The sequence below is a fragment of the Pseudomonas sp. NBRC 111132 genome, from assembly GCF_001320565.1.
Lineage (GTDB): Bacteria > Pseudomonadota > Gammaproteobacteria > Pseudomonadales > Pseudomonadaceae > Aquipseudomonas > Aquipseudomonas putida_P.
Map to the genome: position 1 here is coordinate 59,579 of NZ_BCBI01000024.1, position 25,605 is coordinate 85,183.

At 62.8% G+C, this 25,605-nt stretch carries 22 protein-coding genes and 2 pseudogenes; 10 read left to right on the top strand and 14 right to left on the bottom strand.

Annotated elements, in window-relative coordinates; translation table 11 throughout:
* Positions 1-14: 14 nt before the first annotated feature.
* From hutI to APH35_RS13795, 9 genes are all read left to right on the top strand, one after another.
* Positions 15-1,220, top strand: a complete 1,206-nt coding sequence (hutI, locus tag APH35_RS13755) for an imidazolonepropionase (protein ID WP_060514976.1) — start codon at positions 15-17, stop codon at positions 1,218-1,220.
* Positions 1,221-1,230: 10 nt separating this feature from the next.
* Positions 1,231-2,034 (top strand): N-formylglutamate deformylase, encoded by an 804-nt coding sequence (hutG, locus tag APH35_RS13760; protein ID WP_012274585.1) that lies wholly within the window; start codon positions 1,231-1,233, stop codon positions 2,032-2,034.
* A gap of 77 nt (positions 2,035-2,111) precedes the next feature.
* Positions 2,112-3,083 (top strand): prolyl aminopeptidase, encoded by a 972-nt coding sequence (gene pip, locus APH35_RS13765; protein WP_060514977.1) that lies wholly within the window; start codon positions 2,112-2,114, stop codon positions 3,081-3,083.
* Positions 3,080-3,517 (top strand): D-aminoacyl-tRNA deacylase, encoded by a 438-nt coding sequence (dtd, locus tag APH35_RS13770; protein WP_012274583.1) that lies wholly within the window; start codon positions 3,080-3,082, stop codon positions 3,515-3,517. Before pip ends, dtd begins: the two co-directional genes overlap by 4 nt.
* Before the next feature lie 263 nt (positions 3,518-3,780).
* Entirely contained in the window at positions 3,781-5,520 is a 1,740-nt protein-coding gene (locus APH35_RS13775; protein ID WP_218187674.1) for a glucan biosynthesis protein G, read from the top strand.
* The gene (gene mdoH, locus APH35_RS13780; protein WP_012274581.1) at positions 5,513-8,086 is read left to right on the top strand and encodes a glucans biosynthesis glucosyltransferase MdoH; all 2,574 of its coding nucleotides are present in this window, start codon (positions 5,513-5,515) and stop codon (positions 8,084-8,086) included. Before APH35_RS13775 ends, mdoH begins: the two co-directional genes overlap by 8 nt.
* A gap of 252 nt (positions 8,087-8,338) precedes the next feature.
* Positions 8,339-9,136 (top strand): transporter substrate-binding domain-containing protein, encoded by a 798-nt coding sequence (locus APH35_RS13785; RefSeq protein WP_025752328.1) that lies wholly within the window; start codon positions 8,339-8,341, stop codon positions 9,134-9,136.
* A gap of 79 nt (positions 9,137-9,215) precedes the next feature.
* A complete protein-coding gene (locus APH35_RS13790) occupies positions 9,216-10,178 on the top strand; it encodes an amino acid ABC transporter permease (RefSeq protein WP_012274579.1) in 963 nt (320 codons plus the stop codon).
* Complete coding sequence (locus tag APH35_RS13795) at positions 10,171-10,905, top strand: amino acid ABC transporter ATP-binding protein (protein WP_003249271.1); 735 nt, start codon at positions 10,171-10,173, stop codon at positions 10,903-10,905. Before APH35_RS13790 ends, APH35_RS13795 begins: the two co-directional genes overlap by 8 nt.
* A gap of 34 nt (positions 10,906-10,939) precedes the next feature.
* Here the strand turns inward: APH35_RS13795 and APH35_RS29735 are convergent, their stop codons facing one another.
* The 13 genes and pseudogenes from APH35_RS29735 to ubiE all read right to left on the bottom strand — a co-directional run bounded on the left by APH35_RS29735 (position 10,940) and on the right by ubiE (position 21,046).
* A complete protein-coding gene (locus tag APH35_RS29735) occupies positions 10,940-11,812 on the bottom strand; it encodes a methyl-accepting chemotaxis protein (RefSeq protein ID WP_374701336.1) in 873 nt (290 codons plus the stop codon).
* Positions 11,795-12,883 (bottom strand): annotated as a pseudogene (locus APH35_RS29740) (methyl-accepting chemotaxis protein); the annotation flags it as partial. The gene APH35_RS29735 and the pseudogene APH35_RS29740, both read right to left, overlap by 18 nt.
* Positions 12,884-13,045: 162 nt before the next feature.
* Entirely contained in the window at positions 13,046-13,918 is an 873-nt protein-coding gene (locus tag APH35_RS29745) for a methyl-accepting chemotaxis protein (protein ID WP_371039675.1), read from the bottom strand.
* Positions 13,901-14,962: pseudogene (locus APH35_RS29750) on the bottom strand (methyl-accepting chemotaxis protein); the annotation flags it as partial. The pseudogene APH35_RS29750 and the gene APH35_RS29745, both read right to left, overlap by 18 nt.
* Before the next feature lie 101 nt (positions 14,963-15,063).
* Positions 15,064-15,771 carry a 16S rRNA (uracil(1498)-N(3))-methyltransferase gene (locus APH35_RS13810; protein ID WP_012274576.1) on the bottom strand — a complete coding sequence of 236 codons (708 nt, stop codon included), beginning with the start codon at positions 15,769-15,771 and terminating at the stop codon, positions 15,064-15,066.
* Positions 15,768-16,556: a twin-arginine translocase subunit TatC gene (tatC, locus tag APH35_RS13815; RefSeq protein WP_012274575.1), complete on the bottom strand. Its 789-nt coding sequence runs from the start codon at positions 16,554-16,556 to the stop codon at positions 15,768-15,770. Before tatC ends, APH35_RS13810 begins: the two co-directional genes overlap by 4 nt.
* Positions 16,553-16,930: a Sec-independent protein translocase protein TatB gene (gene tatB / locus APH35_RS13820; protein WP_012274574.1), complete on the bottom strand. Its 378-nt coding sequence runs from the start codon at positions 16,928-16,930 to the stop codon at positions 16,553-16,555. Before tatB ends, tatC begins: the two co-directional genes overlap by 4 nt.
* Positions 16,931-16,933: 3 nt before the next feature.
* Positions 16,934-17,206 carry a twin-arginine translocase TatA/TatE family subunit gene (locus tag APH35_RS13825; protein ID WP_012274573.1) on the bottom strand — a complete coding sequence of 91 codons (273 nt, stop codon included), beginning with the start codon at positions 17,204-17,206 and terminating at the stop codon, positions 16,934-16,936.
* A 25-nt stretch (positions 17,207-17,231) separates the two neighbouring features.
* Positions 17,232-17,567 (bottom strand): phosphoribosyl-ATP diphosphatase, encoded by a 336-nt coding sequence (locus APH35_RS13830; protein WP_012274572.1) that lies wholly within the window; start codon positions 17,565-17,567, stop codon positions 17,232-17,234.
* A 1-nt stretch (position 17,568) separates the two neighbouring features.
* Entirely contained in the window at positions 17,569-17,961 is a 393-nt protein-coding gene (gene hisI, locus APH35_RS13835) for a phosphoribosyl-AMP cyclohydrolase (RefSeq protein WP_012274571.1), read from the bottom strand.
* 72 nt (positions 17,962-18,033) lie between these two features.
* On the bottom strand, positions 18,034-19,656 hold the full coding sequence (gene ubiB / locus APH35_RS13840) for a ubiquinone biosynthesis regulatory protein kinase UbiB (RefSeq protein ID WP_012274570.1): 1,623 nt from the start codon (positions 19,654-19,656) through the stop codon (positions 18,034-18,036).
* Positions 19,653-20,276: a ubiquinone biosynthesis accessory factor UbiJ gene (locus APH35_RS13845; RefSeq protein WP_012274569.1), complete on the bottom strand. Its 624-nt coding sequence runs from the start codon at positions 20,274-20,276 to the stop codon at positions 19,653-19,655. The genes ubiB and APH35_RS13845 overlap by 4 nt, the downstream gene beginning before the upstream one ends.
* The gene (gene ubiE, locus APH35_RS13850) at positions 20,276-21,046 is read right to left on the bottom strand and encodes a bifunctional demethylmenaquinone methyltransferase/2-methoxy-6-polyprenyl-1,4-benzoquinol methylase UbiE (protein WP_012274568.1); all 771 of its coding nucleotides are present in this window, start codon (positions 21,044-21,046) and stop codon (positions 20,276-20,278) included. The genes APH35_RS13845 and ubiE overlap by 1 nt, the downstream gene beginning before the upstream one ends.
* 124 nt (positions 21,047-21,170) lie before the next feature.
* Between ubiE and APH35_RS13855 the strand changes: the two genes are divergently transcribed.
* Positions 21,171-21,446, top strand: a complete 276-nt coding sequence (locus tag APH35_RS13855; RefSeq protein ID WP_012274567.1) for a polyhydroxyalkanoic acid system family protein — start codon at positions 21,171-21,173, stop codon at positions 21,444-21,446.
* Positions 21,447-21,458: 12 nt separating this feature from the next.
* Here APH35_RS13855 and APH35_RS13860 read toward each other — a convergent pair whose 3' ends face one another.
* The gene (locus APH35_RS13860) at positions 21,459-25,559 is read right to left on the bottom strand and encodes a DUF6543 domain-containing protein (protein WP_256213765.1); all 4,101 of its coding nucleotides are present in this window, start codon (positions 25,557-25,559) and stop codon (positions 21,459-21,461) included.
* Between the last annotated feature and the right edge of the window lie 46 nt (positions 25,560-25,605).

Here is a 25,605-nt window from a genome sequence, read left to right on the forward strand (position 1 = left end):
AAAGGAGATTGTGCATGAGAACCCTCTGGCAGCATTGCCATGTGGCAACCATGGCCGAAGGCCGATACTCGGCCATCGAAGACGCGGCCATCGTCACCAGCGCCGGGCTGATCGAATGGATCGGCCCACGCGCCGAGCTGGCACCGGTCGAGGCTGACCGCACGGTGGACCTGGGCGGCGCATGGGTCACCCCGGGGCTGATCGACTGCCACACCCACGCGGTGTTCGGTGGCAACCGCAGCGGTGAGTTCGAGCAGCGCCTGCAAGGCGTGAGCTATGCCGAAATCGCAGCGCAAGGCGGTGGTATCGCCAGCACCGTGCGGGCCACCCGCGCGGCCAGCGAAGACGAGCTGTTCGCCAGTGCTCGCCAGCGGGTCCAGGCGCTGATGCGCGATGGCGTGACCACGATCGAGATCAAGTCCGGCTACGGCCTGGACCTGGCCAACGAGCGCAAGATGCTGCGTGTGGCCCGGCGCTTGGCCGACGAGCTGCCGTTGGCGGTGCGTGCCACCTGCCTGGCGGCGCATGCCTTGCCGCCGGAGTACGCGGGCCGGGCCGACGATTACATCGCGCACATCTGTGACGAGATGCTGCCAGCCCTGGCCGCCGAAGGCCTGGTGGATGCGGTGGATGCCTTCTGCGAACACCTGGCGTTCTCCCCAGCCCAGGTCGAGCGGTTGTTCATCAAGGCGCGCGAGCTGGGCCTGCCGGTCAAACTGCACGCCGAACAGCTGTCGTCGTTGCATGGCTCCAGCCTGGCAGCACGCTACCAGGCACTGTCGGCCGACCACCTGGAGTTCATGACCGAGGAAGACGCCATTGCCATGGCAAAAGCCGGCACGGTCGCCGTGCTGCTGCCGGGCGCCTTCTACTTCCTGCGCGAAACCCAGTTGCCGCCCATGGACGCCTTGCGCCGCCACGGAGTGAAGATTGCCCTGGCCAGCGACCTCAACCCCGGCACTTCGCCAGGGCTGTCACTGCGCTTGATGCTGAACATGGGCTGTACCTGTTTCCGCATGACCCCGGTAGAAGCCTTGGCCGGCGTCACCGTGCATGCCGCCACTGCTTTGGGCCTGGGCGACAGCCACGGCTCGCTGGAGGTGGGCAAGGTGGCCGACTTCGTCGCCTGGCAAATCGAACGTCCCGCCGACCTGGCCTACTGGCTGGGTGGCGACCTGCCCAAGCGCGTGGTGCGCAAGGGCCACGAAATCTCCAACTGAGCGAGACATGATGGACAAGGCACTGAGTTTTCACCAAGGCCGCCTGCCGCTGCTGATCAGCATGCCGCACGCCGGCCTGCGCCTGAGCGACGCCGTGCGCGACGGCCTGGTCGACCAGGCGCGCAGCTTGCCGGACACCGACTGGCACATCCCGCGGCTGTATGACTTTGCCCGTGACCTGGGTGCCAGCGTGGTGGCCGCGGAGTATTCGCGTTTCGTCATCGACCTGAATCGCCCGGATGACGACAAACCGCTGTACGCCGGCGCCACCACGGGCCTGTACCCGGCCACGTTGTTCGAAGGCGAGCCGCTGTTCAAGGATGGGCTGGTGCCGTCCGGCGAAGAACGTAAACGTTACCTGGAGCAAATCTGGCGCCCTTATCACGACACCCTTCGTCACGAGCTGGACCGGCTGCGCGAGCAGTTTGGCTATGCGCTGCTGTGGGATGCCCATTCGATCCGTTCGCATATCCCGCACCTGTTCGACGGCAAGTTGCCGGACTTCAACCTGGGCACTTTCAACGGTGCCAGTTGCGACCCGGCACTGGCTGAGCGGCTGCAGGCCGTGTGCGCCGAGGCGCAAGGTTACAGCCATGTGCTTAATGGCCGGTTCAAGGGCGGGCACATCACCCGGCATTATGGCGACCCGGCCAACCATATCCATGCGGTGCAGTTGGAGCTGGCGCAAAGCACGTACATGGAGGAAACCGAGCCGTTTGCCTACCGGGAAGACTTGGCGCAACCGACGCAAGTGGTATTGAAGCAGCTTTTGCAAGCGCTGCTGGCTTGGGGGGAAGCGCGTTACCCGCGTTGAGTGGAAGAGGCGGTGCTCAAAGCGCAATTCAGGTTTATGATGGCCCACGGCCGAATAATCCTCACACGGAGTGCGCAATGCAGACCCTCTACCCGCAGATCAAACCCTACGCCCGGCACGATCTGGCCGTGGAAGCGCCGCATGTGCTGTATGTCGACGAGAGCGGCTCGCCAGAAGGTCTGCCGGTGGTGTTCATCCACGGTGGGCCGGGCGCCGGTTGCGACGCCCAGAGCCGTTGCTACTTCGACCCAACGCTGTACCGCATCATCACCTTCGACCAGCGCGGCTGTGGCCGCTCCACGCCCCATGCGAGCCTGGAGCACAACACCACCTGGCACCTGGTCGAGGACCTGGAGCGCATTCGTGAGCACCTGGGTATCGACAAGTGGGTGCTCTTCGGCGGCTCGTGGGGCTCGACCCTGGCCCTGGCGTACGCCCAGGCCCACCCCGAGCGTGTGCATGGCCTGATCCTGCGCGGCATCTTCCTGTGCCGGCCACAGGAGATCGAATGGTTCTACCAGGAAGGCGCCAGCCGTATGTTCCCGGACTACTGGCAGGACTACATCGCACCGATTCCGCCGGAAGAGCGTGGCGATCTGGTCAAGGCTTTCCACAAGCGCCTGACCGGCAACGACCAGATTGCCCAGATGCATGCGGCCAAGGCCTGGTCCACCTGGGAAGGCCGTACCGCCACCCTGCGTCCGAACCCGCTGGTCGTCGACCGGTTCTCCGAACCGCAGCGTGCGCTGTCGATCGCCCGTATCGAATGCCACTACTTCATGAACAATGCCTTCCTCGAGCCGGATCAGCTGATCCGCGACTTGCCGAAAATCGCCCATCTGCCGGCGGTGATCGTGCACGGCCGCTACGACGTGATCTGCCCGCTGGACAACGCCTGGGCCCTGCACCAGGCCTGGCCGAACAGCGAGTTGAAAGTGATTCGTGACGCCGGTCACGCGGCTTCGGAGCCTGGCATCACCGATGCCCTGGTACGTGCCGCCGACCAGATGGCCCGGCGCCTGCTCGACCTGCCCCTGGAAGAAGCATGAGGGGCCTGCTGCAGCGCGTGCGCGGTGCACGCGTCGAAGTAGCGGGGGAGGTGGTCGGCGCCATCGACCAGGGTCTGCTGGTACTGGTGGCGGTCGAGCCTGAAGATTCCCGTGAACAGGCCGATAAGCTGTTGCACAAGCTGCTGAACTACCGTGTGTTCAGCGACGAGCAAGGCAAGATGAACCTGTCGCTCAAGGATGTCGGGGGTGGCTTGTTGCTGGTGTCGCAGTTCACCTTGGCGGCCGACACCCGCAATGGCATGCGCCCAAGCTTCTCGACGGCAGCGCCACCGGCCCTCGGCGCCGAATTGTTCGACTATCTTTTGCAGCAGGCAAACGCTCAGCACGCCGACGTGGCCAGCGGCCGCTTCGGTGCGGATATGCAGGTGCACCTGGTCAATGATGGCCCCGTAACATTTATGTTACAAATGTGAGGTCAAAAAACCCTTTGTTTATAGGAAAACAAGGGGTTTTGTACGATAAATAGTTGTTCCAGCCTGATGCGTTGTCACGCGACCTGCTGGATAATCGCGCGCTGCATGGACCTGCGTTCGCAGGTTCGTTTCACTCTGACTCGAGCATTGTCTGGATCCGTTTGGGGAATCATTACGCCCTCACGGGGTCCGAACAGTGCTCGCCAACCCGGCATTTGTCGCTGGCCGTTGGTTTCATGATCTGTTTTCGGCGAGGGTTGCTCGTGATTGTTAGTCCCCAAAAAGCATCAAGAATCCCCGGCGTGCGTCTACGCAAGGCCCTGATGGCCAGTGTGGCACTGGTCGGCCTGATGAGCGCGGGCCAGCTGTGGGCATTCAATCTTGACGATGTTGCAGCCAAGGCAAAGGATCTGGCCGGCCAGAAGTACGACGCACCGAAAAGCAACCTGCCTGCGGTGTTCCGCGACATGAAGTTCGCGGACTACCAGAAAATCCATTTCCTGCAGGAAAAGGCCGAGTGGGCCAAGGACAAGACCCCGTTCAAACTGTCGTTCTATCACCAGGGCATGCACTTCGACACCCCGGTAAAAATCAACGAAGTCACCGCCTCCAAGGTCGAGGAAATCAAGTACGACCCGAGCCGCTTCGAGTTCGGTGACGTGCCGCACGACCCGGAAACCACCAAGAACCTTGGTTACGCCGGCTTCCGCGTGCTGTACCCGATCAACAAGGCCGACAAGCAGGACGAGATCATGACCCTGCTTGGCGCCAGCTATTTCCGCGTGGTCGGCAAGGGCCATGTGTACGGCCTGTCGGCCCGTGGCCTGGCCATCGACACTGCACTGCCATCGGGCGAAGAGTTCCCGCGCTTCACCGAGTTCTGGGTCGAGAAACCCAAGCCGGCCGACAAGCACCTGGTGATCTACGCCTTGCTGGACTCGCCGCGCTCCACCGGTGCCTACAAGCTGACCCTGCGCCCAGGCAACGATACCGTGGTCGACGTGCAGTCCCGCGTGTTCCTGCGTGACCAGGTCAGCCGCCTGGGCATTGCCCCGCTGACCAGCATGTACCTGTTCGGCCCCAACCAGCCGTCCAAAGTGCTCAACTACCGCCCGGCCCTGCACGACTCCGAAGGCCTGTCGATTCACGCCGGCAATGGCGAGTGGCTGTGGCGCCCGCTGAACAACCCGAAACACCTCGCCGTGAGCAACTTCAGCGTCGAGAACCCGCGTGGTTTCGGCTTGATGCAGCGTCAGCGTGCCTTCAGCGACTTCGAAGACCTCGACGACAACTACCAGAAGCGCCCAAGCGCCTGGATCGAGCCAAAGGGTGACTGGGGCAAGGGCACCGTCGACCTGGTCGAAATCCCGACTGCCGACGAAACCAACGACAACATCGTAGCTTTCTGGAGCCCGGAGAAGCTGCCAGAGCCAGGCAAGCCGATCGAGTACGCCTACCGCCTGCACTGGACCATCGACGAGGCGAAATTCCAGGCGCCTGATCTGGGCTCGGTCAAGCAGACCCTGCGCTCCACCGGTGACGTCAAGCAGTCCAACCTGATCCGCCAGCCAGACGGCAGCGTGGCCTTCCTAGTCGATTTCACAGGCCCCGCCTTGGCCGCCTTGCCGGAAGATACCGCCGTGCGCAGCCAGATCAGCGTTGACGACAACGCCGAGGTGGTCGAAAACAATCTGCGCTATAACCCTGAGACCAAGGGCTGGCGCCTGACCCTGCGTCTGAAGGTCAAGGAAGCCAACAAGTCGACCGAAATGCGTGCCGCGCTGGTGCGTGATGTGCCGGTCGAGCCCGCCAAGCCTGCCCAGGACGCCAAGCAGGACAAGGCCGCAGCCAAACATGCCAAGGCCGAGAAAGCCGTGAAGGCCGAGCAACCTGCCAAGGCCGAACAACCTGCCGCCGATGCGGCGCCCACCAACGGGGTCCCGGCCACCACCGAGAAGGTGCTGACCGAGACCTGGAGCTATCAGTTGCCTGCCGATGAGTAACTCAAACGCAAGGCCAGTATCGCTTGGCGAGTACCTGGCTCACCTGCCACTGAGTGACGAGCAACGGGCGGAACTCGCCAGTTGCTCGTCGTTCAGTGAGCTGCACCAACGTCTGGCGGCCGACCCGGCCGCCGGCCCTGCCGAGGCCGTACAGGCCTCGGTCGGTCCACGTTTGACCGTGGGCAGTGCTGCCGAGTTGGAAGATGCCGAAATGCTCGGTGTCGATGGCAGCGGCCGCCTGTGCCTGAAGATCGCCCCGCCGATCAAACGCACCAAGGTCGTGCCCGAGCCGTGGCGCACCAACGTGCTGATCCGCATGTGGCGGCGCATGACCGGCCGTCCCAACGCGCCGCAGCCACCCAAGCGCGAGCTGCCGCCGGCACGCTGGCGCACGGTCGGGTCGATCCGCCGTTACATCCTGCTGGCCCTGATGATCGGCCAGACCATCGTCGCCGGTTGGTACATGAAGGGCATCCTGCCGTACCAGGGCTGGTCGTTCGTCGACCTCGACGAAATCCTCAGCCAGTCGCTGTGGGACACCGTCGTGCAGGTGTGGCCGTATGCCTTGCAAACCTCCATCCTGATCCTCTTCGGCATCCTGTTCTGCTGGGTATCGGCGGGCTTCTGGACCGCACTGATGGGCTTCCTCGAGCTGCTCACCGGGCGCGACAAATACAAGATTTCGGGCAGTAGCGCCGGCAACGAGCCGATTGCACCCGAGGCGCGTACCGCGTTGGTGATGCCGATCTGCAACGAAGACGTGCCGCGCGTGTTCGCCGGCCTGCGCGCAACGTTCGAGTCGGTGGCCGCCAGCGGCAACCTCGACCGCTTCGACTTCTTCGTGCTCAGCGACACCAACGACACCGACATTGCCGTGGCCGAGCAACAGGCCTGGCTGGACGTGTGCCGCGAAACCAAAGGCTTTGGCCGCATCTTCTACCGCCGCCGTCGGCGCCGGGTGAAGCGCAAGAGCGGCAACCTCGACGACTTCTGCCGTCGCTGGGGTGGCGAGTACAAGTACATGGTCGTGCTCGACGCCGACAGCGTCATGAGCGGCGAGTGCCTGAGCAGCCTGGTGCGCCTGATGGAGGCCAACCCGGACGCCGGCATCATCCAGACCGGGCCAAAAGCCTCGGGCATGGACACCCTGTATGCACGCATGCAGCAGTTCGCCACCCGCGTGTACGGCCCGCTGTTCACCGCTGGCCTGCACTTCTGGCAGCTGGGCGAGTCGCACTACTGGGGCCACAACGCGATCATCCGCATGAAGCCGTTCATCGAGCACTGCGCCCTGGCGCCGTTGCCGGGTAAGGGCGCGTTCGCCGGTGCCATCCTTTCCCACGACTTCGTCGAAGCCGCGCTGATGCGCCGCGCCGGCTGGGGCGTGTGGATCGCCTACGACCTGCCGGGCAGCTACGAAGAACTGCCGCCGAACCTGCTCGACGAGCTCAAGCGCGACCGCCGCTGGTGCCACGGCAACCTGATGAACTTCCGCCTGTTCCTGGTCAAGGGCATGCACCCGGTACACCGTGCGGTGTTCCTCACCGGGGTCATGTCGTACCTGTCGGCACCGTTGTGGTTCCTGTTCCTGGTGCTGTCGACTGCGCTGCTGGCGACCAACACGCTGATGGAGCCGCAGTATTTCATCGAGCCGTACCAGCTTTACCCGCTGTGGCCGCAGTGGCACCCGGAAAAGGCCGTGGCGCTATTCTCCACCACGATCGTGCTGCTGTTCCTGCCCAAGCTGCTCAGTGTCATCCTGATCTGGGCCAAGGGCGCCGTCGAGTTCGGCGGGCGGATCAAGGTTACCTTGTCGATGCTGATGGAGATGCTGTTCTCCATGCTGCTGGCACCGGTACGCATGATCTTCCACACCCGCTTCGTGCTGGCCGCGTTCCTCGGCTGGGCCGCGACCTGGAACTCGCCGCAGCGTGACGACGACTCCACGCCGTGGAGCGAAGCGGTGCGTCGCCACGGCCCACAAACCCTGCTGGGTATTGCCTGGGCCGCGCTGGTGGCGTGGTTGAACCCAAGCTTCCTGTGGTGGCTGGCGCCTATCGTCGGTTCGCTGGTGCTGTCGATCCCGGTGTCGGTAATTTCCAGCCGCACCCGCCTGGGCCTGGCGGCCAAGGACGAAAAGCTGTTCCTCATCCCCGAGGAATACGCCACCCCGCAAGAGCTGCTGGCTACCGACCAGTACACCCACGAAAACCGCTGGCATGCCCTGCATGATGGCTTCGTGCGGGCAGTGGTCGACCCGCGGCAGAACGCCCTGGCCTGCGCCATGGCCACTGCCCGTCACGGCCAGGCGGCGCCGATCGAAGCACTGCGTGCCGAGCGCGTGGCCAAGGCGATGGAGGTCGGGCCGAAAGGGCTGGACCTCAATACCCGTCTGGCTCTGCTCAGCGACCCGGTGGCGCTGACTCGCCTGCATGAGCAAGTGTGGGCCGAGCACAATGCGGCGTGGATCGATGTGTGGCGTGCTTCCATCAAAAACGACCCGCACTCGCCGCTGTTGCCGTTGCATCCGGAGAGTGAAGGCCAACCAGTACTCGCCGGCGCCTGATAGATCTTGGGGCCGCTTTGCGGCCCATTCGCGACACAAGGCCGCTCCTACAGGGATATACATTCCTCTGTAGGAGCGGAAGCCCTCGCCAGCAATGTCCCTGCATAACCGATTTTGGCCAACAAAGTCCCCCCCAGCTCTAGGTCCCCGGGCCGCCATGCGTTAGCATCCCTCTCCGATACGACTCATCGGCCTGCACGGCCGTGCCAACAATAAGATTCGCTACTTTTCTTGCTAGGGGACTTGGTGATGATCAAGAAATACCTTTCGCGACTGTTGGTCGGTGTTACCGCCCTGGTCGCCGTGACAGCGGCCCAGGCGGGCGCCATCGATGACGCGGTCAAGCGCGGCACCTTGCGGGTGGGCATGGACCCGACCTACATGCCGTTCCAGATGACCAACAAGCGTGGCGAGATCATCGGCTTCGAAGTCGATATCCTCAAAGCCATGGCCAAGTCGATGGGCGTCAAGTTCGAGGCAGTGTCCACCGCCTATGACGGCATCATCCCGGCCCTGCTGACCGACAAGTTCGACATGATCGGCAGCGGCATGACCCTGACTCAGGAGCGCAACCTGCGCCTGAACTTCAGCGAACCCTTCATCGTGGTTGGTCAGACCCTGCTGATCCGCAAGGAGCTGGCTGGCGAGATCAAGTCGTACAAGGACCTGAACAACGAGAAGTACCGCCTGACGTCCAAGCTGGGCACCACCGGCGAAATGGTTTCCAAGAAGTTGATCGGCAAAGCCAAGTACCACGGCTACGACAACGAGCAGGAAGCGGTGATGGACGTGGTCAACGGCAAGGCCGATGCCTTCGTCTATGACGCCCCATACAACGTGGTTGCCGTGGAAAAAGCCGGCGCCGGCAAGCTGCTGTTCCTCGAAGAGCCCTTCACCTACGAGCCGCTGGCCTTCGGCCTGAAGAAAGGCGACTACGACAGCATCAACTTCATCAACAACTTCCTGCACCAGATCAAGCATGACGGGACCTACGATCGTATCCACGACAAGTGGTTCAAGAACAAGGACTGGCTGAAGGAAATGGAATAAGGCCCAGGCCAAAAGCCCGGCTTTATGACCCCGACGCGCAGGCAAACCCTGCGCGTTCGCATTTACGGAAGTACCCCACGTGATCAAACACAAGAAAGCCCAGTGGCCCTGGCACGGGCTGACCGCCCTGGTCCTGGTGGGCCTGGCGCTCAGCCTGTACATGGCCACTTCGATGATTTCCTACGAGTGGCGCTGGAACCGCGTACCGCAGTACTTTGCCTACAAGGCCGAGGAAACACAGCGCGCTGCCAATTACGGCACCGTGCAGGAAATCGTCATCTCCGGCGATAACGCTCGCGTCACGCTGAAGGACGAGAGCGGTGCCGAGCAAGTGCTCGATGTGGCCAAGGACAGCCTGCAGCTGAGCCGTGGCGACGATGTCGCCGAAGGCGACCCGATTGGTGTAACCCGGCATTGGGCAGCGGGCCCGCTGGCCTGGGGCCTTTGGACCACCTTGTGGATCTCGGTGGTGTCCGGGGCGCTGGGCCTGGTGATCGGCCTGTTCGCTGGCTTGTGCCGGTTGTCCAACAACCCCACCCTGCGCGACCTGTCGACCGTTTATGTCGAACTGGTGCGCGGCACGCCGCTGCTGGTGCAGATCTTCATCTTCTACTTCTTCATCGGCACTGTGCTCAACCTGTCCCGGGAATTTGCCGGGGTGGCGGCGCTGGCGCTGTTCACTGGCGCCTACGTGGCCGAAATTGTCCGTGCCGGCGTGCAGTCGATCGCCAAGGGCCAGAATGAAGCAGCTCGTTCCCTGGGCCTGAACGCTGGGCAGTCGATGCGCCACGTCATCTTGCCGCAGGCGTTCAAACGTGTGCTGCCACCGCTGGCCGGCCAGTTCATCAGCCTGGTCAAGGACACTTCGCTGGTGTCGGTAATCGCCATCACCGAGCTGACCAAGAGTGGCCGTGAGGCTATCACCACCTCGTTCTCTACCTTCGAAATCTGGTTCTGCGTGGCAGGCCTGTACCTGCTGATCAACCTGCCGCTGTCGCACATTGCCAGTCGGCTCGAGCGGAGGCTTGCGCAAAGTGATTGAAGTCCGTGACCTGCTGAAAGTCTTCGACACCCGTGGCCAGGTGGTACGGGCTGTGGATAACGTCACCACCCAGGTCGCCAAGGGCGAAGTGGTGGTAGTGCTCGGCCCGTCGGGGTCGGGCAAGTCGACCTTCCTGCGTTGCCTCAACGGCCTGGAGCATTTCGACCAGGGCCATGTGGCCATCGACGGTCTGCAGCTGGCCGACCCCAAGACCGACATCAACGCCTACCGCCGCGAAGTCGGCATGGTGTTCCAGCACTTCAACCTGTTCCCGCACATGACCGTGCTGGAAAACCTGTGCCTGGCGCAGAAGGTGGTGCGCAAGCGCAACAAGGCTGACCGCGAAGCCAAGGCCCGGGCGCTGCTGGAAAAGGTCGGCATTGCGCAAAAGGCCAACGAGTTCCCGTCTCGGCTTTCTGGCGGGCAGCAGCAGCGCGTAGCGATTGCCCGAGCGCTGGCGATGGACCCGAAAGTGATGCTGTTCGACGAACCAACCTCGGCGCTCGACCCGGAAATGGTCGGCGAGGTACTGGACGTGATGAAGACCTTGGCCCAGGAAGGCATGACCATGGTCTGCGTCACCCACGAAATGGGCTTTGCCCGCGAAGTGGCCGACCGTGTGCTGTTCTTCGATCATGGCAAGCTGCTGGAGGATTCGGCCCCGGCCGCGTTCTTCGCCGCCCCGAAAGACCCGCGTGCGCAGGCCTTCCTGCGCCAGGTGCTGTAACCGCATGGGGGGCGCTTTGCGCCCCCCAGCAATTTCAGATGTTGAACCGCCCCACCATCCCCCGCAACTGCTGCCCCAGCTGCTCCAGCTCCCCGCTCGAAGCCGCCGTCTGTTCACTGGCCGCACTGGTCTGATCCGACACATCCCGCACGTTGATCACACTGCGGTTGATCTGCTCGGCCACCAGGCTCTGTTCTTCACTGGCCGTGGCGATTTGCTGGTTCATGCCCTGAATGCTCGACACCGTATCGGTTATCTGGCCCAACGCCTGCCCGGCCTTGCGGCTCAGCTCCACGCTTTGCTCGGTCAGGCTCTTGCTGCTGTCCAGCAGGCGGGTCACTTCGTCGGTACCGTTGTGCAGGCTGTCGATCAACTGGCCAATCTCCTCGGTCGCCGTCGAGGTGCGCTGGGCCAGGCCCCGCACTTCATCGGCCACCACGGCAAAGCCACGCCCGGCTTCTCCCGCCCGTGCAGCTTCGATCGCCGCGTTCAGGGCCAGCAGGTTGGTCTGTTCGGATACCGACTTGATCACGTCGAGGATGCTGCCAATGCGCTGGCTCTCGCCCGCCAGGTGTTGCATGGCCGCCAGGCAATGGTCCATCTGCCCGGCCAGTTGTTCGATACGGCCGATGGCCTCTGCCACCACTCGGTCGCCCAGTTGTGCCTGCTGGTCGGCGTTGCTCGCGGCCAGCGAGGCCTGCTCGGCGTTCTGTGCCACTTCCTGCACGGTGGCGCTCATCTGGTTCATGGCGGTGGCCACTTGGTCGGTCTCTTCGCGCTGTTGGTTGATGCGCAGCTTGGTGTCCTCGCTACTGGCCGCCAACTGAGTGGCGGCCTGTGACAGTTGGCCGACACCCTGGTCGATGCCACCGATCAGTTCGCGCAGGCTCAAGGTCATCTGGCGCATGCTGGTTTGCAGCTGGCCCATTTCGTCGCGGCGGTGCACTGCGTCAACCTGGCTCAGGTCACCCTTGGCGATACGCGCGGCCACGGCGAGTGTCTGGCGCAACGGTTGGGTGATCTGCACGGTGATCAGCCAGGCGGCCAATACCCCTACCACCAGTGCCATCAGCGCAACGCTGGTCAGCAGCGAGCGGGCGGCCAGGGCCTCACTGTCGCGTTGTTCGACCTTGCGTTTGCCCAGTTCGAGGCTCGTCGCGCGCAGCTCGGTGCCCATGATGTCCAGGTTGTTCTGCAACTGCTCGACACGTACGGCGGCGTGGCGGTACTGCTCAAGGCTGGCGCGGTACTTGGCCAGCTCGACACCAGGCTGCTCGCTGACTGCGCGTGGCAAGCCCAGCGGCGCGAGGCCTGCAAGCAGTTGCCCGAGGCTACTGTTGGCGGCATCCAGGGCGTTGTCGCCGACTTTGGCGAAATCCTCGACCGGATCGAAGGTATAGGCCGGCACCAGGCTTTGCTGGTTGGCCCCGTCGACATGCCGGGTGAGGGTGTCCATCAGCCCCAGTACACCGTTTTGCTGGCTGTCTGCAGGCATCTTCAGTAAAGCCTGGGTTTGCAGTTCGTCGATCGCCTCGTTGAGTTTCTGCTCCTGTATCTGCATGGCCTTACGCAAGCCAGTACGCTTGGCGACGTATTGCTGCAGTTCGCTGAAGTCGCTGCGCATGCGCTGCAACAATGCCAGGTCTTTAGCCAGCAACTGCCGTGATTCATCGATGCTGCTGCGATGCTGCAACGTGGTCAGGAGGTTTTCGAGCTGGTCGAAGATGCCGGTCATGCGCGTTTTGCTGGTGTCGTCGCTGAGCACGCGGTAGGTGATGCGTTCTGCGCGCAGGTCTTTGCCCAGGTCGTTGATCAGGTTTATTTCGCCGAGCTGCTGCGAGCGCACGATCGCGCCATCCAGGGCGCGCCAGCCACTGAGTGTGGTGGCCAGGGTGAGTAACAGGACCACGGCGAAGCCGAGGGCCAGCTTGGCAGCGACACTGATGTTGCCGAGCTTGCGGTTGAGGTAGCCGAGCATGGGGAATCTCCGAGCGATTGGGAAAATGCATGCAGGCGTATTGCCGGCATCACATTCCTGCCAATCGGCAGCGGAGTTGTAGGACTTGACCTGATAATCAGGTAGGAAATTTCACTGCTGCATGTAGGATGGTTCGCCTGTACAGGCGAACCACCTCTCAGCTCAGAGCTTGAACCGCCCCACCAGCCCCTGCAGGTGGGTCCCCAGCCGCGCCAGCTCAACGCTGGAGCTGGCCGTCTCTTCGCTGGCCGCCGAGGTCTGGTCAGAAATATCCCGCACATTCATCACGCTGCGGTTGATCTCCTCGGCCACGGCTGTCTGTTCCTCTGCCGCCGTGGCAATCTGCTGGTTCATCGCCTGAATCGACGACACGGTACGGGTGATGGTTTCCAGCGAGCTGCCGGCGCGGCGGGTCAGCTCGACGCTGCTGTCGGTCAGTTGGCGGCTGTTGTCCATCACGCTGGCCACCCGTTGGGTGCCGCTTTGCAGGCCGGCAATCAGCTCTTCAATCTCTTCAGTCGACTGCTGGGTGCGTTGGGCCAGGCTGCGCACTTCGTCGGCCACCACGGCAAAGCCACGCCCGGCCTCACCGGCGCGGGCGGCTTCGATCGCCGCGTTGAGGGCCAGCAGGTTGGTTTGCTGGGCCACCGACTTGATCACGTCGAGCACGCTGCCGATTTTGTCGCTTTCGGCCTTGAGCTGGTTCATCGCTTCGCTGGAGTTGATCACTTCGCCCGCCAGGCGCTCGATCTGCGCCACCGCTTCGCCCACCACCCGGTCGCCTTCACGGGCCTGCTGGTCGGCCATCAAGGCGGCTTCCGAGGCCTGTTCGGCATTGCGCGCTACTTCGTGCACGGTGGCCGTCATCTGGTTCATGGCAGTCGCCACTTGGTCGGTTTCGACCTTCTGGTTGTTGACCCCGGCGCTGGTCTGCTCGGTGACGGCCGACAGTTGCTCGGCAGCGCTGGCGATCTGCGTGACGCCGTCGCCAATGCCGCCGATCAGTTCCCGCAAGCCTTGGGTCATGCGCTGCATGCTGGCCTGCAACTGGCCCAGTTCGTCGCGACGTTGCACTTGCAGGTTCTGGGTCAGGTCGCCACTGGCCACGCGCTCGGCGGCGCGCAAGGTTTGGCGCAGGGGGATGATGATCTGCCGGGTAATGGCCCAGGCGGCCAGCAGGCCGAGGGCTAGGGCCAGCACCGTGGCCACGGCGAGCAGGGTCTTGGCCTGGGCTGCGCCTGCGTCACGTACCTCGGTCTGCGATGTGGTCATCGCCTGGCTGGTCTGCAGCAGCAGCGTACCTTGCTCGGCCATGTGCTGCAGGGCCTGCTCGCTGGCGGCCTGGGCATTGCCGAACTGGGTGACCGCATCGCGGTAGCCGCCCATGGCAGTGGCAGCATCGTCGAGGCCGGCGGCATGTTCGGCCGACACTTTGGCCGGCAATGCGCGCAGCTCGGCCAGGGCCTGGTCGATGGCCTTCAGCGCCGTTTGCTGGAACTCGGCATTGCCGCTGTAGGTGTAGCCACGCACCTGGAAGCGGGCTTGCTGGAGCAGGGCGTTCACCTCCACAGCGTGCTGGTACTGGTTGATATCTCCACCTTGCAGCAGGCCCCGCTGCACGCGGCCGATCAGCTCTGCGGCCTTGTCGGCGCTGTCGCCAAGCACACTACGGCTGGCCTCGCGGCGCTGGCCGGCCTGCTTCAGCTCGTTGAATGCCTGCTGGTAGATGCGCACAGCCTCACGCTGCTGCTCCAGGCGCTGGCGGTCGGCGGGGTGTTCGATCTGCCCGAGCATCAGCTGCACCTGGCGGTCGAGGTTGGCCAGGGCTTTTTCCAGCTCGGCCACCGACGCATCATCACTGCGGCGCTCGTAATGCTGGCGGGCAATGCGCAGTTCCTGGGTGTACTGCTGGATGACCGAGATGTTACCCAGCTTGTCGCCACGGTCGATGATGCTGTCCATGCCGTGCCAGCCGGCCAGGGTAATGGCCAAGGTCAACAGCAGCACCAGGCCGAAGCCCAGCCCCAATTTGCGATTGACGCTCACATTGCCCAGCGATTGGGCTAACCATTGATACATGTACGACTCCCCGGCGGCTTGGCAGCACAAATAGTTGTTGTGTTGCCAAGGCCATCGGCCCCGGGGAGGGAAACTTGATGGGTGAAAAAGGGGCGTTTACGTCAGAAAATACGCGAAAGCAGCGCGGTGACGGCGGTCTCTACCCGTAGGATACGATCACCCAGTTGCACCGGTGCCAGCCCAGCCTTGCCCAGCAGCTCGATTTCGTAGGGGATCCAGCCGCCCTCGGGGCCAATGGCCAGGGTTACGGCTTGCTCCACGGCACGCGGGCAGGCGGGGTAGGGGCCGGGGTGGCCGACCAGGCCCAGGGTGCCAGTGGCGATGGCGGGTAGCCGATCTTCGACGAAAGGCTTGAAACGTTTCTCGATGATCACCTCGGGCAGCACCGTGTCCCGCGCCTGTTCCAGGCCGAGGATCAGGTTTTCGCGAATGCTCTCGGGCTGCAGGAAAGGCGTTTGCCAGAAGCTTTTCTCGACCTTGTAGCTGTTTACCAGGATCAGCCGTGATACGCCGAGGGTGGCCACGGTCTGGAACAGCCGCCGCAGCATTTTGGGCCGCGGCACCGCCAATATGAGGGTTAATGGCAGCTTGGCCGGTGGTGGCTGGTCGAAGGCTACTTCAAGTTCGGCTTCGTGCTTTTCCAGGCGCAGCACCGTGGCTTTGCCCATCAGGCCGTTGATGCGGCCCACGCGCAGGTTGTCACCCACCGCCACGCGATGGATTTCCTGCATGTGGATGAAGCGTCGGTCGGCGAGAACGACGCGGTCGGCCGAGACGAAGTCGGCCTCTTCAAGAAGCAACAGGTTCACGGTTGGGTCGCAGGTGGCTGGTCGTTGTGGTCGTTGGCTTCTTCGTCGTGGGCACTACGCTTGCGGATCAGGCTGCCGCACAGCACACCGACCTCGAACAGCAGCCACATGGGCACGGCCAGCAAAGTCTGGGAGAAGATGTCCGGCGGGGTGAGGACCATGCCGACCACGAAACAGCCGATGATCACGTAGGGGCGGATCTTCTTCAGGTACTTCACGTCGACCACGCCGATCCACACCAGCAGCACCACCGCCACCGGGATTTCGAAGGCAACGCCAAAGGCGAAGAACAGCGTCATCACGAAGTCGAGGTAGTTGGCGATGTCGGTCATCATTGCCACGCCTGCCGGGGTGGCGGCGGCAAAGAACTTGAACATCAGCGGGAACACCAGGAAATAGGCAAAGGCCATACCGGCGTAGAACAACAGAATGCTCGACACCAGCAGTGGAATGGCAATGCGTTTTTCATGGCGGTACAGCCCTGGCGCGATAAAGCCCCAGATCTGCTGGAGAATGAACGGGATGGCCAGGAACAGCGACACGATCATGGTCAGCTTGAACGGCGTGAGGAACGGCGAGGCCACGTCGGTGGCGATCATCGTCGCGTTGGCCGGCAAATGGTCGCGCAGAGGCGCCGAGACCAGGGTGTAGATCTGCTGGGCGAAGGAGAACAGCCCGGCAAAGATCAGGAAAATGACGGCAACGCAGCGCAGCAGGCGGGTGCGCAGTTCGGTCAGGTGCGAAACCAGCGGCATAGGCTGGTCGTGTTCCGGATTCTCGCTCATGGGGCTCGCGGCGGTTGAGGCGGTTCAGAAGGTGCGACCGGGGCGGCAGGTGCTTCGACCGGCCTGGCTTCGAGCCCGGCAGGCGGCTGCACGCTGGCCGTGGTTACCGGCGGCTGCGCGGGTGGCGTCAGCGGGTTGAGGATGCGCTTGGCTTCCTCTTCCATCTGCAGGATGTGCTCGTTGTGCAGCTGCCGGCGGATGTCGTCAGCGCCGATCTCGCGCTCCACTTCCATCTTGATGCTGTTGAAGCTGCGCTTGAGCCGGCCGATCCACAGCCCTGCCGTGCGTGCGGCACCCGGCAAGCGCTCGGGGCCGAGCACCAGCAGGGCGACCAGGCCTACGAGCAGCAGCTCGCTGAAACTGATGCCGAACATGGGTCAGTCTTTCCGCTGCGGCTCTTGGACCGGTTGGGCCTGGCCATCGATGGTGTGGCCTTGCTGCGGCTGCGCGGTGTTTTGCACCGGTGGCACGGGCTGGGCAGGCGGCGGCGTTTGCTCGGCCGGCTTGGTCTCTTCTTCGTTCATGGCCTTGCGGAAGCCCTTGATCGATTCGCCCAGGTCGCTGCCGAAATTTTTCAGCTTCTTGGTGCCGAACACCAGGACCACGACGACCAGCAGGACGATCCAGTGTTTCCAGTCAAAAATACCCATGGTGCTCTCCTAGAATGCTTTGTGCTCAAGCCGAGGGCTGACGCGCGGCCTTTTCATCGTGCCCGGAAAGCCCGAAACGGCGCTCCAGCTCATCGAGTACGGCTTGTGGATGCTGGCCCAGTGCGCTGAGCATCACCAGGCTATGAAACCACAGGTCGGCGGTTTCGTAGATGACATCGCTGTAATCCTTGCTGTGCTCGGCATCCTTGGCAGCAATGATCGTTTCGACCGACTCTTCGCCGAGCTTTTCGAGAATCTTGTTCAGGCCCTTGTGGTACAGGCTGGCCACATAGGAGCTGTCAGGCGCCGCGTGCTTGCGTTCTTCAAGCACTTCGGCCAGGCGGTTGAGGGTGTCGCTCATGTCAGTGTCCTGCGCTGTAGATGGCATCCGGGTCCTTCAGGACCGGGTCGACGATTTTCCACTGGCCGTCTTCATACACGCGGTAGAAGCAGCTTTCACGGCCGGTATGGCAGGCGATATGGCCCAGTTGCTCGACCATCAGGATGATCACGTCGGCGTCGCAGTCCAGGCGCAGCTCATGCAGTTTTTGCACGTGCCCGGATTCCTCGCCTTTGCGCCACAGCTTGCCGCGCGAACGCGACCAGTAGATGGCGCGTTGCTCGGTGGCGGTCAGGGCCAGCGATTCACGGTTCATCCAGGCCATCATCAGCACGCGTCCGGTCTTGTGGTCCTGGGCGATCGCCGGTACCAGGCCATCGCTGTTCCACTTGATCTCGTCCAGCCAGTCTTTCATCGTCGACTCCAAAGCGGGCCCGCTCCTGTACCGGGCCCTTTGCGCTAGTGTGCCAGCCACGGGCGCGGCTGGCTATTGGCGCACGATCAGGTAAAGGCCGGCGGCCAGCATCAGCCAGGCCGGCCAGGCAGCAGGGGCGGCCAGGCTCGCGGCCTCGGCGGCGCCTGCGGCCAATACCGCACCACCGCCGAGCAGGCCGGCACCCAGCAGGCGCAGTGCCCAGCGGTCACCCTGGCGGCGACGCTCCGGCAGTTGCGGGTCGTTCAGGTGCGGCTGCGACAGGCGTTCGAGCAGGTCGCGGGCCATGTTGGCCAGGTGCGGCAACTGCTCGACCTGCCCATGAATGTTGCCGAACACGGCCTTTGGGCTGTAGCGATCGCGCATCCAGCGTTCAAGGAACGGTTTGGCGGTGCTCCACAGGTCCAGGTCAGGGTACAGCTGGCGGCCCAGCCCTTCGATGTTGAGCAGGGTCTTCTGCAGCAGTACCAGCTGCGGTTGTACTTCCATGTTGAAGCGCCGCGCGGTCTGGAACAGGCGCATCAGCACCTGGCCGAAGGAAATATCCTTTAACGGTTTTTCGAAGATCGGCTCGCACACGGTGCGGATCGCCGCTTCGAACTCGTTGACCTTGGTGTGCGCCGGCACCCAGCCCGAATCGATGTGCAACTGGGCGACGCGGCGGTAATCACGCTTGAAGAAGGCAATCAGGTTGCGCGCCAGGTAGTCCTGGTCCTCGGCGGTCAGGCTGCCGACGATGCCGCAGTCGATGGCGATGTACTGCGGGCTCCACGGTTTGACCGTGCTGACGAAGATGTTGCCGGGGTGCATGTCGGCGTGGAAGAAGCTGTCGCGGAACACCTGGGTGAAGAACACCTCCACGCCACGCTCGGCCAGCAGCTTCATGTCGGTGCGCTGGTCGGCCAGGGTGACCATGTCGGTTACCGGTACGCCGTAGATGCGCTCCATTACCAGCACCTTGGGGCGGCACAGGTCCCAGTACACCTGGGGCACGTACATCAGCTCGGAGCCTTCGAAGTTGCGTCGCAGCTGGCTGGCGTTGGCCGCCTCGCGCAGCAGGTCGAGTTCGTCGTAGATGGTCTTTTCGTAGTCGCCGACGATTTCCACCGGGTGCAGGCGACGGGCATCGGCCGAGGCTCGCTCGGCGGCCTTGGCGATCAGGAACAGCCAGGCCAAGTCCTGGGCGATGACCGGCTTCAGGCCCGGGCGTACCACCTTGACCACCACCTCTTCACCGGTTTTCAGGCGGGCGGCATGTACCTGGGCCACCGAGGCCGAGGCCAGTGGCTCGACGTCAAAGCGGCTGAACACCTCGCCGACTTTTGCACCGAGCTGTTCCTCGATCAACGCCACGGCTTTTTGCGGGTCGAACGGTGGCACACGGTCCTGCAGCAGCATCAACTCGTCGGCGATGTCGGTGGGCAGCAGGTCGCGGCGGGTGGACAGCAGTTGGCCGAACTTGATGAAGATCGGCCCCAGGTCCTGCAGCGCCAGGCGCAGGCGCGCGCCACGGCTGAGTTCGGTGGGCTTGCGTGGCAGCCAGCGCCACGGCATCAGCAGGCGCAGGCTGGCCAGCCACCAAGGCAGCAGTGGCTGTTCGAACAACAGGTCATCGAGACGGTAGCGGATCACCACACGCTGGATGCGAAAAAGACGGCGGACGGCGAGCAGCTTCATGCGTTATCGCTGGTATCAAGGGATCGGGAGAGGCGCTTGAGGCGCGCCTCGAGGCGTTCTGTATCGAGCTTCAGGGCATCGAGTTCGCTGAAGGCGGCTTCGGCTTCGCGCTTGCCGACCAGGGTGCGGGACTCTTCGGCCAGGTACTCGGACAGGTTCTGGCTGAAACGTGCCAGGCCTTGGCGGGTCCAGCGTGCACGCAGGCGGATATGGCCGGCCAGCATGGCCGTGGCGACGGGGCCGAGCCAGCGTTGCAGCTCGTGCTCCCAGTCCAGCTCCAGGTCCTGCAGCACGCCGAACAGGTCGAGCAGTACGGCACTGTCGCCATGCAGCTCGACCTGCGGGCTGTGCAGCACAGCGGTCTTGTCCCTGGCCAGGGCCAGCTGCGCCAGGCTGCCAGCCGGGGCACGCAGGCTGCAGTCGACTTCGCCCTCCCAGTGGGCGGCGAGCATCAGGCCGTCTTCATCGGGCAGGATGAACACCTGCAGGGCCGGTTGGCGGCAGTCGATCTCGATGACCTTGCCTTCCAGCGCGGCCAGGCGCGGCAGGGCCGTGCTGTCCATGCGCAGGACGCGGTTCAGGCCATGTTCGACGCTGGCGAGCAGCCCGGCCAGCAGCATCAGGGCTTGATCCCCCGGTGTACGGCAACGATACCGCTGGTCATGTTGTGGTAGGTGACGCGGTCGAAGCCGGCCTCGACCATCATGCTCTTGAGGGTTTCCTGGTCCGGGTGCATGCGGATCGACTCGGCGAGGTAACGGTAGCTCTCGGCGTCATTGGTGATCAGCTTGCCGGCCAGCGGCATGAAGGCGAACGAGTAAGCGTCGTAGGCCCTGGACATCAGCTTGTTGGTCGGCTTGGAGAACTCCAGGATCAACAGGCGGCCACCGGGCTTGAGCACGCGCAACATCGAACGGATGGCTTCGTCTTTGTGGGTGACGTTGCGCAGGCCGAAGGCGATGGTCACGCAGTCGAAGTGGTTGTCCGGGAACGGCAGCTTTTCGGCGTCGGCCTGGACGAACTCGATGTTGCCGGCCACACCACGGTCAAGCAGGCGGTCACGGCCAACCTTGAGCATCGAATCGTTGATGTCGGCCAGTACCACTTGCCCGGTCGGGCCTACCAGGCGCGAGAACTTGGCCGCCAGGTCACCGGTGCCGCCGGCAATGTCCAGTACGCGGTTGCCGCTGCGCACACCCGACAGCTCGATGGTAAAGCGCTTCCACAGCCGGTGCATGCCGCCGGACAGCACGTCGTTCATCAGGTCGTACTTGGCGGCTACCGAGTGGAACACTTCGGCGACTTTCTTCGCCTTCTGGCTTTCAGGCACGTCCTGGTAGCCAAAATGAGTGGTGGGTTCGGCGTGGTCGCCTTTGCGCTGGTCGTTCATATCGCTTCACCGAAAAAAATTACCGCCATTCTAGGGCGAACGGGCGGATTTGTCTTGGCGGGGTGTGCCAGTGGGCAGGGGCGGGCATAATGCCAATTATGTCTACATCTTCAGGAATGCCCGCATGACCCAGATCAGCGTCGAACGCAAACACTCCCTCGGCCGCGATGCCGCCCGCGCCAAGGCCGAAGCGCTGGTCGACAAGCTCAGCCGCGAATATGACCTCAAGGCCACCTGGAACGGTGACCGGGTCGATGTGGCCCGCAGCGGCGCCAATGGCAGTGTGCACATCTTTGATGACAGCATCCGCGTGGAACTGAAGCTGGGCATGATGCTGTCGATGATGAGCGCCACCATCAAGGGTGAAATCGAGCGGGCGCTGGACAAGGCGCTGGCCTGACGCCTGCGGCCTTCAGCTATCGGGGAACGGGATGATGTCCTCGACCTGCTCGAGGCGCAGATCACCCCGGTAGATTTCGTATCGCTCTGCCGGGGCCTGTGCGCGTTGCAAACGCTCCTCGCGGCTCATGGTGTTCGGGAACTTCAAATGGCCTTTGGCAAAGCGCCGTGGGTTGGCATTTGCGCTGGTGTAGTGGAAATGCGCTTCCCAGAGCTTCTGCCTGGGTTCCAGGCGATAAACGTCATAGACATCCAGAAAGTCATTGGCCTTGAGCCTTTTGCGGGCCCTGGTGAGCTTGACCTCGATTTCGTTTGCCTCCAGGAGGAAATGCAGGGCCTTGCTGTCCGGGTGCTGAGTGCCCAGGTAGGCGGTGGTCAAGAGGCGCTTTTTTTCTGCCCGCACTTCGGTAACTGCCAGGTCCAGCCTGGTGGCCAGTGCATGCCCTTGGTCCGGGCCGGCGCGCAACGCGTCGGCGATGTCTGCCATGTCCTGAATGTAGAAATCAAGCTGGTCCGCCAGGCTGTTTGGCCCGTCCAGGTGGCGGGAGGCGTGGGCGATCCTGGTATCTTTCTGAGCCAGCAGGTCGGCGCCGGTGCGGCGCAAGCGCGTGTAGTCGGGTGCTGACGCAGCTTGCGGCACCGCTTCCCAGTGATCACCTTGTTGCTGATAGCGCGCAACCGTTTTTTCGGTCAACGGGTCGACCTGCACGGCTTCGTCGCCGTCCTTGGTTTCTTCGACCACCACTGATTTGCCCCGGCTGGTGCGGATAACCTTGCGTTTCACAGATCGCACTTTGTGGGTCAGCGGCTGTTCGAGCGCTGTTTCCTGCAGATCGGCCGCGGCAGAAGTGGCGGCCAAGTCACGCTCAGTCAGGGTTATCAGTGCATTCAGCTCTGCGATGTATTCGTTGAGTTTGCTGCTGTTCACCGCCGGAATGTTGCGTGAAAGCAAATACTCGGCATTGCCCAGTGACAGTTTGTATTCGCCTAACGCGCTTTCCAGTGGCTCTTTCTGTTCTTCTGGGGCCAGCTGGGCTGCAGCCAGGCTGTCGTGGCTAAGCAGCGCTTCGTGCAGTGGCTTGTTACGCAGGGTTTTATGCGAGAGCAGGACACTTTCGAAGTCCTCCGCAGTTAGCTGATCTCTGCTCACAACCAACTGATACAGGTCGCTCAGGATCTGAGCTCGGACCATCAGTGTGGAATATCGCCGGTTGTTGATGATGACATCGAGCTTCTTGCGTTTGCCAGAGAACTGGATCTGCCCATCTGTCAGTGCCTCGCTGAGGTTGTGGTCAAGGCGTTGGCTGACGTTGAAGAGGCGTCTATGGGTGGCCAGTGCTGCTTCGACCTTCTTGCTGTAGTCCAGGTACAGCTGTGCCTGCTCCTGGCCGAAGGGTAACTGCAAGAGCCGACGTGACTGGTCTTTAAGTGCGGCATAGTCATTCATATCGAGCAGTCGGTGGAACTGATGCAAGTCGGCGGTAAGCAACTGTTCCCACCATTGCCCACGGGCGAAGGAGGCCACTGCGTTGGGGTCGAATCTGGCGTATTTGGGGTCACTCATGCTGGCGAAGAGCTGCGCTTGATTCCTTATCAGCTCGGCCTGTTTTTCGTAGGTGAGGGCGAGCACATCAAAGTTCGCACGTGACTCGTTGCGCAGCGTGCGCAGGGCCCGCCGCCTTGCTTGCAGCTCCTCCGGCAGGTCGTCGAGGGCTGTGTCGGGGTAGGCATCGAGGGATCGCTGAAATGCCAGGTATGCCTCGTCATATGGCTTTACCCGTTGCAGATAGCCGTCGAGGAATATTTCTGTGTTGGTGAGCTTTTTGTCATTCGCCGCTCGGTCTTCCTGCATTTTCTTCAGCGCTTGTTTTTTTTCGTCGATCAGTGCCTTGGCTGTTCTCGGCATACCGCCCGACAGGTGCAGGTCGAGCATCCATTCTCCGTTCCAGCGCGTCAGCCAAGGGCCGCGGCTGCGTTCGCGGCCGACAATGTAGTAGCCGTCAGGGGTTGCACCCCATGACTGCGACCATTCGCTGTGACTGACCTGCGGTCCGATGATGCGTACGCCGCTCCAACTTTCTTCGACCTCGTAGGCGACATCCTGCAATTTCACGTAGTAGCGGTCGTCAACCTTGTACAGGCCCCGCAGACGGCCGCTGGCCAGCGCAGTCTGCTCGTTAAGGCTGATCTTGGCGCGTAAGGTGGCGAGCGCCGCACGGGCTTCGCGGGGCAGGTTGCCGAGCCGTTGGTCGTGGCCCCATTGGCTGATGTGGATTGGTGCGGGCCGGGACTGCTCGGCAGGAGCTTGCCAGGTTTCCTGTTCGGACGGCTGCTGTGCAATTGCGCTGCGAGCACGGCGCGGTTCGGGCTGAAGCGGCAGTTCAGCTTCGTGCTCGGCAGTACCGGGCCCGTGGGCCAGCAGCATGGCCAGGTTCAGCAGGATGTCGGCACCGGCGAGCAACTTTTCTTCGTCGCTACCCTGGGTCAAGGCTGTCAGGTCATCCTTGATGGCGAGCAGGGCTTCCACCAGCCAAGCCAGCAGACCTGCCGGCCCACGCAGCAGTGGCGTGACCGTGTTGAACGCCAGCCATGCGAGCCGCACGACCAAAGCCCAGCGTTGCTGGGCATTGGAGAGGCTCTGCCGTGAGGCCAGTAGCAGGAGAACGCTCGCCCTGGCCTGGTACATCGAACTGTCCACATCGCCTGACCATGGCGTGAAAGCCAATGTGGCAGGTGCTCGCAAGCGCTCGAGGGCATCAGCGGCCAGCCCAGGGCCAGGTCCCAACAGGTGGGCCAGTTCAGCGAGACCAGCATGCAAGTGTGGGTGGGTGAAACCATCATTGGCATAAATGGGGCGGGCATCGTCATCCAGCCAGTCAAGGACTTCTTGCTGCAGGGTGTGTTCGGTCCGAATGCTCGTCATCAATTGGCTGCGGCTGTCGAACTGCCTGATGGCCTGCCTGGCAAACAAGGGCCGGTAGAGTATCCAGGCCCCAGTTGCGGGTACTTCGATGACGAACATGCCATGCACCAGGTTGTTCTTTGGGCCACCCGGCACGCTGCACAATGACAGTGGCCCCATCTTCAGCGATGTACTGGCATGGGCTTCACGGCGGCAAAAATCCGCAACGGCCTGCCAGGTGCGCTCGTTCAACTGCCCCGTGATCTTGGCCTGTAGCGCGCTAAGCAGTAGCGCAACACGCCATTCTTCAGCAAAGCGCTGGCGACGTTCGTCGTTGTCAGAACCCGTCTGCAACTGGTCGTGGACATACTTCGGGTACTGGCCTCCGACATCCACGGCAGTGATCAGTGCATCGACATAATCAAGGTCCATCCAACTGCCGGGTGGCTGTTGCCCGGCCAGTTGAACCGCCGAAGCCACCTGGTCGCTACCCAATGGCAAACGTGAGATGGCCAGCTCGGTCAGGCTGATGGTTTTCAGGTACTCAAGCTTCGCGGGCCCCATGGAGGACACCTGCACGACTTGTGAAATCGTGATCTGCACCTGGTCAGGGTCGCAAAGCGGCTGGTTCGGGTAGTCATGACGCATTTGCTCGCGCAGGCGGCGAGCCGTGTAGTGCTGCAAGTCTTCGATCCCGTCCAGAGAGGTTTCACCGCGTGCCAGCATGTGCCCTGCCGTTAGCTCCAGCAGTGCCATGTGGTATTGGAAGCGGTCAGTTGCCGTGGCTTTTTCAAGCCAGTCAGGCAGCGTGATCGAGGGTGCCGACCGTTCGATACGAAAGCTCGCCGGGAATATCGATGAGGGGTCGCTCAGCTTGCTGAATACGCGCTCCAGATCAACAACCTGTTCGATAGTGCCAAGCTGCACCCGGTCAATCTTTTGCAGCAGGCCGTTGAGCAATTGCCGGGCCTGATAGGCGAACGGGTCTTCGGTCAATGCCGCGCAGGCCCAGGTCATCGTATCGAACGCATGGTGCTCGGAAAGCTCGTCGCGCAGGGCGGCGGCGAACGCGCTGAGCCCGTTGAAACCGCGCACGGTACCGGAGGGGCTGCACCACAGAACCAGATCGCGTGCATCTTTTTTGCCCGTGATGAGCAGGTCCGGCAACACCTCATGGGCCACGTTGCCTGGGTTGCCGAGCGAAACCTGCAAAGCCTGTACGTCTACCGTTGTATGGGATCGAGCGAGCAGGGTGTAC

Coding starts and splice junctions, on each gene's coding strand:
- hutI (WP_060514976.1), top strand. CDS start 15: ATGAGAACCCTCTGGCAGCATTGCCATGTGGCAACCATGGCCGAAGGC.
- hutG (WP_012274585.1), top strand. CDS start 1,231: ATGGACAAGGCACTGAGTTTTCACCAAGGCCGCCTGCCGCTGCTGATC.
- pip (WP_060514977.1), top strand. CDS start 2,112: ATGCAGACCCTCTACCCGCAGATCAAACCCTACGCCCGGCACGATCTG.
- dtd (WP_012274583.1), top strand. CDS start 3,080: ATGAGGGGCCTGCTGCAGCGCGTGCGCGGTGCACGCGTCGAAGTAGCG.
- mdoH (WP_012274581.1), top strand. CDS start 5,513: ATGAGTAACTCAAACGCAAGGCCAGTATCGCTTGGCGAGTACCTGGCT.
- APH35_RS29735 (WP_374701336.1), bottom strand. CDS start 11,812: ATGCGCCAGATGACCTTGAGCCTGCGCGAACTGATCGGTGGCATCGAC.
- APH35_RS29745 (WP_371039675.1), bottom strand. CDS start 13,918: ATGCAGCGCATGACCCAAGGCTTGCGGGAACTGATCGGCGGCATTGGC.
- tatC (WP_012274575.1), bottom strand. CDS start 16,556: ATGAGCGAGAATCCGGAACACGACCAGCCTATGCCGCTGGTTTCGCAC.
- tatB (WP_012274574.1), bottom strand. CDS start 16,930: ATGTTCGGCATCAGTTTCAGCGAGCTGCTGCTCGTAGGCCTGGTCGCC.
- APH35_RS13825 (WP_012274573.1), bottom strand. CDS start 17,206: ATGGGTATTTTTGACTGGAAACACTGGATCGTCCTGCTGGTCGTCGTG.
- APH35_RS13830 (WP_012274572.1), bottom strand. CDS start 17,567: ATGAGCGACACCCTCAACCGCCTGGCCGAAGTGCTTGAAGAACGCAAG.
- hisI (WP_012274571.1), bottom strand. CDS start 17,961: ATGAAAGACTGGCTGGACGAGATCAAGTGGAACAGCGATGGCCTGGTA.
- ubiB (WP_012274570.1), bottom strand. CDS start 19,656: ATGAAGCTGCTCGCCGTCCGCCGTCTTTTTCGCATCCAGCGTGTGGTG.
- APH35_RS13845 (WP_012274569.1), bottom strand. CDS start 20,276: ATGCTGCTGGCCGGGCTGCTCGCCAGCGTCGAACATGGCCTGAACCGC.
- ubiE (WP_012274568.1), bottom strand. CDS start 21,046: ATGAACGACCAGCGCAAAGGCGACCACGCCGAACCCACCACTCATTTT.
- APH35_RS13855 (WP_012274567.1), top strand. CDS start 21,171: ATGACCCAGATCAGCGTCGAACGCAAACACTCCCTCGGCCGCGATGCC.